5 protein-coding genes are annotated in these 8632 nt (G+C 43.3%); 1 reads left to right on the forward strand and 4 read right to left on the reverse strand.

Going from position 1 to position 8632, the window contains the following annotated elements; genetic code table 11:
• Positions 1-77 precede the first annotated feature (77 nt).
• Positions 78-2876 (reverse strand): malto-oligosyltrehalose synthase, encoded by a 2799-nt coding sequence (gene treY / locus V7K32_RS27545; protein ID WP_334997920.1) that lies wholly within the window; start codon positions 2874-2876, stop codon positions 78-80.
• A 924-nt stretch (positions 2877-3800) separates the two neighbouring features.
• On the reverse strand, positions 3801-5648 hold the full coding sequence (gene treZ / locus V7K32_RS27550) for a malto-oligosyltrehalose trehalohydrolase (RefSeq protein WP_334997954.1): 1848 nt from the start codon (positions 5646-5648) through the stop codon (positions 3801-3803).
• 391 nt (positions 5649-6039) lie between these two features.
• Between treZ and V7K32_RS27555 the strand changes: the two genes are divergently transcribed.
• Positions 6040-6855: a DUF1838 domain-containing protein gene (locus V7K32_RS27555; RefSeq protein WP_334997922.1), complete on the forward strand. Its 816-nt coding sequence runs from the start codon at positions 6040-6042 to the stop codon at positions 6853-6855.
• 307 nt (positions 6856-7162) lie between these two features.
• Here the strand turns inward: V7K32_RS27555 and V7K32_RS27560 are convergent, their stop codons facing one another.
• Positions 7163-7480, reverse strand: a complete 318-nt coding sequence (locus V7K32_RS27560) for a hypothetical protein (RefSeq protein ID WP_334997924.1) — start codon at positions 7478-7480, stop codon at positions 7163-7165.
• A gap of 41 nt (positions 7481-7521) precedes the next feature.
• Entirely contained in the window at positions 7522-8505 is a 984-nt protein-coding gene (gene glsA, locus V7K32_RS27565; RefSeq protein ID WP_334997926.1) for a glutaminase A, read from the reverse strand.
• Positions 8506-8632 lie beyond the last annotated feature (127 nt).

The raw sequence follows: 8632 nt of genomic DNA on the forward strand, positions 1-8632 counted from the left end.
GCAGAGGGACGCAAAGGGAATCGCAGAGGTACGCAGAGGTTTTAGGAGTTTTCTCTGCGTAAGAGGGATTTATCTATTTACTCGGCACTATTAACTAATAGGGCGACTGGGAAATGGGCGAGGGCTGCTCCGATAGATAGGGTTTGTGTAGCCTGTAAAGGTTGTTGAGTAATGACGTTTTTCCAGGTGGAGGGAGTTCCAGGGGGTAATAACAGGTGCGTATCTTGCCATACTAACTCTCCCAAGGGGTTTTCTCCTGGCTGGATGAGGTTTGTTAAGAAGCGAGGGGCGATCGCAATCGCTGTTTGATTCCCTTCCCGTCGTGCAAAGGCGATTATGTGATTGGCGTGGGTTCCCTGAACTTCTAAGGGGAGATAGTCGCCGTCCTGGAATAATGAGACATAGTTTGTTCTGGCTTGGAGTAATTGAGCCGTTAAAAACAGTTTGATTCTGCCGTCGGTTTTATCACTCAGCAATTCTTGAATTAAACCTAGAATGTCGGTTTTCACTTGTTCGCGGATGGCGCTTAAGTAGGTGCGTCGCTGTTCAAAATCCACGGGACGGCGATTGTCTGGATCGACTAGGCTTAGTTCCCAAAGTTCTGTTCCTTGGTATAAATCGGGTACGCCGGGAGCAGTAATCTTTAGTAGTGTTTGGGAAAGGGAATTGAAGATACCATACTCTGCAATTCGCGCTTGAAAGGGACGAAAGGCTTCTAGGAATTCCCCGGAGAGGGAAGGATCGAGTACTTTCTCAATGAAGGAGGTACAAGCTTCTTCATACTCACTATCAGGTCGCAACCATGCTGTATGCACTTTCGCTTCTCTAATTGCCTTAATTATATAGTCTTTCACCCGTTCCACGAAGGACGCATGTTCGTGTTCTGCAAAAGGAAACGCCCCTACCAAGGTTTGATAGAGAAAATACTCGTCGTTGCGATCGGGCATAGCGAACCCCTGGCGATGGCTACGATGTCCTCGATTCATAGCACTCCAGGTATTTACCTGCTGATCCCAATCATCGGGGATTTCTGAGAGGATATTCAATCTGGCGCGAACATCTTCGCCGCGTTTGGTGTCGTGGGTGGCTGTGGTGTTCATTGTGTGAGGCCAGGTTTCTTGGTGCTGTTTGTTAAAGGCATGAAATTTGCCTAAGTCGATGCCAAAATGTCCAGGATTTCCCCCGACTTCATTCAGCGACAGCAACCGATTGTAAACATATAATGTGGTGTCTTCTACGCCTTTTGCCATTAACGGCCCACTGTATTGCTGCATCCGCAAAACAAAATATATCCACTGTTCGCGTTCTGTTTGAGTCAGAGAATTATCAAACTCTAGCAGCATTAACTTCTCAATAAAGGTCAGTTCGTTCTGCAACAGGGGCGTTTGTTCTTTGGCTTGATCGATTACTTTCTGAATGGTAGCGCGATCGCTTTCTCCAATTCCATCGGGTGTAATGTAGGTACGGTAAATCGGGAACAGTGTCAAAACTTCCGCGATCGCTCTTTTTAATCCATTCAGTGTAAAATCATTGCCATAGCGATATTTGCTGGAAACATTCTTTAACAAAAGTGCCAGATTGTCAATATCACCTGCTAAATTCTTTTCCAATATCAGGTGCTTTTTATCTTTCACTACCGAGGCATAATCTACTCTAGAACTAATAAAGTTCTGGTAAATTTTATCGAAGGATGATTCATTTTCAACTTGACAAAATATGCCATTTACATAGTTGAGAAAGTCATATCCAGATGTTCCTTCAATCGCCCAGTTTTCCGGCAAATCTTCAGTCAGTTCTAAAATCTTTTCAACGGTGATATAAACATCTCCCGTCTTTTCTCGCAGCCTTTCGAGATACTGGATTGGGTTATAAAGCCCATCAATATGGTCAATCCGTAAACCAGTAAATTTGCCTTCTTCAACCAGCTTCTGAATTAAGCTGTGGGTATTATTAAAAACCCGCACTTCTTCAACTTTAACAGAAATTAGTTCATTAACAGTAAAGAAACGACGGTAATTCATTTCCTCCGCGCCAACTTTCCAGAATGCGAGGCGGTAAAACTGGTCATTTAGTAATTCATCTAGGAGGTTAAAGCTTTCTGAGTTTCCGGGTTCTCCGTTGAATGTTTGGATATTTTCGTCAATGAACTCGTGGATTGCATCGTTTGTATTATAGAGTTCCCAAACCAATCCTTTAATAAATGCGATTTGGTCTTGTCGCTGTTTTCCTGCAACTTCTGAGGGGACACTTTTGAGAATGTAGAGAATCCCCAATAGCTTAATAAAATCGGGATGATTGCGTCCCAGTGTCCGGGTGAGCTTACCCAGATTAGAGGTGATAAATTTTGTGTAAGATTCTAACCGCAGTGGTAGTTTCAAGCTGTAATAGTTGACGGTTAAACCGTTTTGTTCGTATTGCAGTTGAATGTGTCCGTTTTCCAGGGATGTACCATAGAAATCTCCCAGTAACGGCGCGAGAATTCGCTGTTGGCGATCGCCAAACGGAGCATTCCAAGAAAGATCGAAGTAGTCGGTATAGCTGGAATCTGGGCCGTGTTCCAATACGTCCATCAAGTAATCGTTTTCGCTGCTATAGGCCATGTGGTTTGGCACAATATCTTGTAACCAGCCCATACCAAGCGATTGAACTTCAGCAACTAATTCATCAAAGGATTCATTAGTTCCCAGTTCGGGGTTAAGTTGATTGGCATCTACTATATCGTAGCCGTGGGTACTCCCGGATCTTGCTTTGAAAATCGGGGAAGCATATAAATCAGAAATACCTAAATCTGCTAGATAAGCTGCGATCGCTTTGGCGTTGTCAAAGCCAAACTGAGGTGTAAACTGAATTCGATAAGTTGCGGTGGGAATTCGCATAGTTTTTTTGAATGGGGTGTGGAAAGTAAGGGAGATGAGGGAGGTTGAGCTTGAACGTTAAGCCTTTTAGGGACTTCCAAATAAAAAAATGTTCCAAAACTGACGCAAAAACTCTCTCTATTTCTTCTCTCTGCGTTCTCTGTGTCTAATAAGGTTCGTTTATTGAAATAATTTATTTCTTGTCAGTCCCTTAGAGGATGTTTGAAAAGTCCTCTTCACGGTAGCAAAACATTTTAGATCCTCCTAAATTCCTGGATAAATTGGGGGACTTTGATCCCATTTTTAAGGCTACGGTGGTGTACACAAGTCTCAAATAGCTGATTAACCAAGGTTTTACCCCACCATAACCCTTCCCGATATAAAGGTGAGGGAATTAGATTTATTGTTTCCCTCCTATCGGGGCGATTAAGGGGGGGTAATTTGACTTGTGTGTACACCGTAGCTTTTTAAGGGGGGTTAGGGGGGATCAAAAAGTACCTAAAATCACAGTCAACCACTTTTAAACAACCTCTTGGGAGCATCTTAATGAGTGCTTAAGTCTTTTCCCTCACCCCCAGCCCCTCTCCCATATTTGGGAGAGGGGAGACATAATTCTAGTTCCCCTTCTTCCATCTTTGGGAGAAGGGGTTAGGGAATGAGGGCTATCAAGGTTTTTGCACCTGACGGGATGCTCCCCAACCTTTTAGCTCGAACGTTAAGCCTTTTAGCTTGAAGGTTAAGCCTTTTAGCTTGAACATTAAGCCTTTTAACTCAAACGTTAAGCCTTTTAACTCAAACATTAAGCCTTTTAACTCAAACGTTAAGCCTTTTAACTCAAACGTTGAGGTTATAAGGCTGAAACTTTTAGTTCTAAGAGACTTCCAAGTAATAAAATACCCCACAAGATTGGATAATTTAGTTGTTGGAGTTCGCTAACTCTCCCCCTTATCCTTTTTCATAAAGTACTAAACTAGTAGCTTGCAATTTTACTTCTTGGCCTACAGACAGATGTTCAGGAGCTTCAGAACCATGCCCAGACCATGAGGTATCAGCAGAGTCTAACAATTTATTAGCATTTTGCTCAAACGGCAGAGTCACTTTCACTGAAGACGAATTGAAGTTCATCACAAATATTAGTTCACTTGATTCGGACCAACGACGCACAATCACCAAGTCCTTCTCTTTATCGCTAGTCGCTTTGATAGAGTTGCGATCTTGATTCAAAAGTGCTGGATGCGTCTTGCGTAAATTAATTAACTGACGATACCAATCCCAGAGAACTTTGTGCTTACCGTTATTACGTAATTCCCAATTGAGTTTAGACTTTAGGAAAGTTTCTGACGATTCCGGATCTGGGGGATCATCTGCGAAGTGAAATGCTTCAAACTCTTGTTTACGTCCGGCTCGAACTAATTGAATTAAATCTGGATCGGAGTGACTGACAAAGTAAATGAAGGGTGCTGTTTCGCCGTATTCTTCTCCCATGAACAACAGGGGTAAATTTGGCGATAGTAGCACAGCGCCAGCAGCTAACTTTAATCCCTCAAAAGAGATTTTCTGGCTGAGGCGTTCTCCTTTCATTTGATTGCCGATTTGATCGTGATTCTGAATGCAGATTGTAAATTGTGATAGCGGGCGATCGCGGCAAGATACGCCATGAAATCGCTTGCGGTGTGGTGCGTACTTCCAATCGTAGACAAAAGTATCTTCATAAGCTTTTGCCAAATCAGCACATTGCCCAAAATCTTGATAATATCCTTGGCGATCGCCTGTCAACAGTGCGTGTAATGAATGGTGAAAATCATCACTCCACTGGGCATCAAGACCATATCCGCCCAATTCTGCTGGACGAATTATTTGCGGATTATTCAAGTCACTTTCGGCAATTAGATGGCGTTTCCATTTTTGCCCTTGTTGTGAGAAATGATGAACTGCTTCCGCCAATTCCCACAGAAAATGTTTCGCCCCCAAGTCGTAAATTGCTTGAACGGCATCCAGCCGCAATGCATCTATGTGGAAATCGCGCAACCAGTAAAGCGCATTTTGGATAAAATAATTTCGCACACCCTGACTATGGGCATCGTCGAAATTCAGCGCTTCGCCCCAAGGCGTTTTATAGGTTTTAGTAAAATAAGGCGCGAACTGACTCATATAGTTGCCTTCTGGGCCAAAGTGGTTATACACCACATCCAGCACTACGGCAATTCCGTGTTGGTGACAAGCATTTACCAGTTGCTTCAGTTCGGCTGGGCTACCGTAAGAATTTTGCACAGCATAAGGGTAAACGCCGTCATAACCCCAGTTGCGGTATGCAAGAGAAGCTTCAATATGGGTATCTCCCGGAAACTGGGAGATGGGCATGATTTCAATGGCGTTAATTCCCAGTTCTTTTAAATCCGGTAAGCGGGGAATAATAGCGGTGAAACTTCCTTCAGGCGTGAAAGTCCCAACGTGAACTTCATAAAAAATCATCGACTCCACAGGAATTCCAGCCCACCCTTCATCAGTCCACTCAAAGTGTTGATCGACAATTTCAGACGGCCCATGCACCCCTTCCGGTTGATACTGCGACGCGGGATCGGCAAAAGCGTCTTGCCCATTTAAGACATACCGATAAAGCGTGCCTGGATACACATCGTTGACTTTCGTTTGCCAGTATCCCTCAGACTGAGGCTTGAGCGGAATTAACTGCTGTTCTGGCGTCAAAATTTGTACCGTGACGCTCTCTAATAGTGGAGACCAAACTGTAAATTCACACTCTCCGTTACCCAAGTAGTTAGCACCAATTCTCACGCAGTATCCTCCCATCAGTTCCAGTTCAGTTTGTTGTGTCTTGTGGCGCGATGGCGTACCCGCCCTTTCTGGTGGCGATCGCAAATGTCATTGATTGCACAATATTTACAAACACGCCAGATAGCATAATGGTTGGTCTACTAGAGTCTTTGCTAGCACCTGAAGGCGGATTTTTGACCAGAACGAATTCTGTCTAATGATAAATAAGGAGGCAGAGGGTAGGGGGCAGGGGGCAGCAGGGTGCTTTCATACCAAGAAAGAAAAAACTTTATGCAGTTGCTTAGAGAGGGCGCTTATTCTTCCAACAGATGACAAATGACCAATGACAAAGATGCAACTTGAATGCTGATTAGCTTATTCTTTTGTTATCCAAATATTAAAGATACTTTAGATGGTTGCCCAAATTCAAGAACTTGAAGCGCAGTACTGGGTTAAAACTCGTTCTTCCCTCGACCCTAACGAATCCACTTTTTTAATCTGGAAAGGTAAAATTTACGCTTTTATCCCCGGTGAGAAAAAACAACTCCTGTTTAAGATGCTGGGATTGAGTGTTAGCAGATGTATTCCCACAGCAGAGGGTAGCTGGGATTTTACTTCCAGGGAATTAACTTACTACCTCAACCCACAAACAGATGAAGTCTTAGCCAAATGGGATAATCCTTGGACAGGCGAAACAGTTCCGGTGATCCACGTTGCGAATAATCCAGTACAGGGGAAGTTTAAGGGGAATTTTCCCGCCCAAGTAGATGGTGACAGTACAACCTTTGTTTTTGATATATTTCCCTATTACCCTAATCCCCTAGCAGACGATCCAAAATTTGCCGAATACAGCCCAAATCCAATTTATCAGGCAGCAGAATTGTTTAAATTAACAGTGCCAACCGCAGATTTATTTAACACAGCCCTCTCGTCAGTTTCTCAACTCAAACTGAGTTGGGATCGGATTGGTCAATGGCTCCCCTGGATGAAAATGGGCGATCGCCCCGGTCAACTTATCTACAGTGCTGTTGGCAGCAAAATCAATGGTTTAATAGAACTGCCCCCACTCCTGCAAGACGAAATTAATAACCGTATTCCTCTATATAAAAAAGCCCCAAAAGCATTGATAGATGGGGAAGATATGACTTCATGGTTGTACTTCCAAAAGCACTTTCAAGCTTACTTATCAGGTGAAATATTCCCGCTTCCCCAAGCAGAAGAATTTTGATCGAAGAGGGAGGGGGCAGGGGACAGGGGAGAAAGATACTGGAATTAGCCTAAAAAAAGGGTTTCAGCAACCCTAAATTTATTTATGCCCAAAAGCAAAAGTATTTATTTCGAGCGGAAAGTGCTACAAGAAATAATGCGTCCAAGTTTTCAGCAGCCCTAAATTTATGTATGGGCTTCTCCCCCCTGCCCCCCCAAGACGAGACGCACTCGCGTTCGCTAATGCAAAACAAAATTCACGAATTAGGTTGCCAAGCGTTGCCGAGGTACGAACTTGTACTAAGCGAAGTCGAAGTATTACGAATTATTTAAGCTGGCGGCTCTATCTTTTGAAATTCTTTCATTGCTTCGATATGAACTTGATTTACCTTTATATGCTCCTTTACTGTTTCTGAAAATAAATCTGTTGAAGGATCTTCTGTTAGTCTGTGCGCCAATTCTTGAAATTTCTGCGTGTGTTCGTGCATGGTTTCTCCATAGGCTTGGATACGTTCTTTTTGTTCCGGCTCGATTTGGTCATCTGTTTGTAAACTCTTACCCAACTCTTGTATTTCTTTGCTATGCTCAATTGATTTTTGAGCATGTTTTTGTGCTGTCTCTATAGTCTGCTTTGAAACTTCATGCATAATGTTAATCCCGACTATCGCTTTCAAATAACTCTTCTAATTTACTCAAATTTAGCCTCTTCACCTGAACAGTCAAATAAATGTAACCCTAACCTTTGGGAAAGTTCTTCACACACCTTTACCCCCCGCACACTATTACCACGCACATCTAGCAGGGGCGAAAAAACTCCAATGCCCATCTTATTGGGTACAACGGCGATAATTCCACCACAAATTCCACTTTTCGCCGGAATCCCAATTTTATAAGCCCACTCACCAGCAAAGTTGTACATTCCGCAGGTATACATCACACTCAAAATATCTTTGATGTAACGCTTATCCACCGCCCGTTCTTTGCTAATGGGGTTAATACCTCTGTTAGCAAGGGTAGCCGCCATCACTGCTAAGTCTTGGCAATTCACCATCACAGCACACTGCTGAAAATAAAGATCCAGCGACTCTTCAATATTCCGGTCAATCATGCCAAAGTTGAGCATCAGATGCGCCATTGCGCGGTTACGATGCCCTGTACTGCGTTCTGAGGTAAAAACTGAAATGTCAACGAACACATCGCGGCTAATATATCGCCGAAACATATCCAGCATTCGGTTGAGGCGTTCGGTGGGGCCGGAACCTTTAATTAAGCTGGTAGTTGCGATCGCACCTGCATTTACCATTGGATTATAAGGTCGCTTTGATTGCTCATCCAAAATAATCGCGTTAAATGCATCCCCCGTTGGTTCTACGCCAACTCTAGTCAAAACGTAATCCAGTCCATGATCTTCTAAAGCAAGTCCATAAGCAAACACCTTGGAAATTGACTGAATTGTAAAGAGGTGATCGTAGTCGCCAACTTTGTAAACCTGACCATCTACTGTCACAATGCAAATGCTAAACAAATCCGGGTTTGCCTTTGCCAGTTCTGGAATATATTTCGTTACTGCACCCTCTTCGACTGACTTGTACTGAGAATGCAACTCATTGAGAAAAGCTTTTAATGGCGATGGATTTATTTCTAAATCTCCTTGATGTGCTTGGTCTGTCATCAGGCTGATACGATTTCCCAAAATACCTACTATATATAGAACCCATTTGACATCTAAGAAGGTGCAGCAAGCCTCTTAACCATCAACCGAATAAAACAAAGATTAACCTTGGCAGTCGCATTAGCTA

The organism is Nostoc sp., assembly GCF_036917635.1.
GTDB lineage: Bacteria > Cyanobacteriota > Cyanobacteriia > Cyanobacteriales > Nostocaceae > Nostoc.

What these genes read in the sequence shown, in the direction of transcription:
- V7K32_RS27555 (WP_334997922.1), top strand. Translation starts at nt 6,040, where the DNA reads ATGGTTGCCCAAATTCAAGAACTTGAAGCGCAGTACTGGGTTAAAACT.
- treY (WP_334997920.1), bottom strand. Translation starts at nt 2,876, where the DNA reads ATGCGAATTCCCACCGCAACTTATCGAATTCAGTTTACACCTCAGTTT.
- glsA (WP_334997926.1), bottom strand. Translation starts at nt 8,505, where the DNA reads ATGACAGACCAAGCACATCAAGGAGATTTAGAAATAAATCCATCGCCA.
- V7K32_RS27560 (WP_334997924.1), bottom strand. Translation starts at nt 7,480, where the DNA reads ATGCATGAAGTTTCAAAGCAGACTATAGAGACAGCACAAAAACATGCT.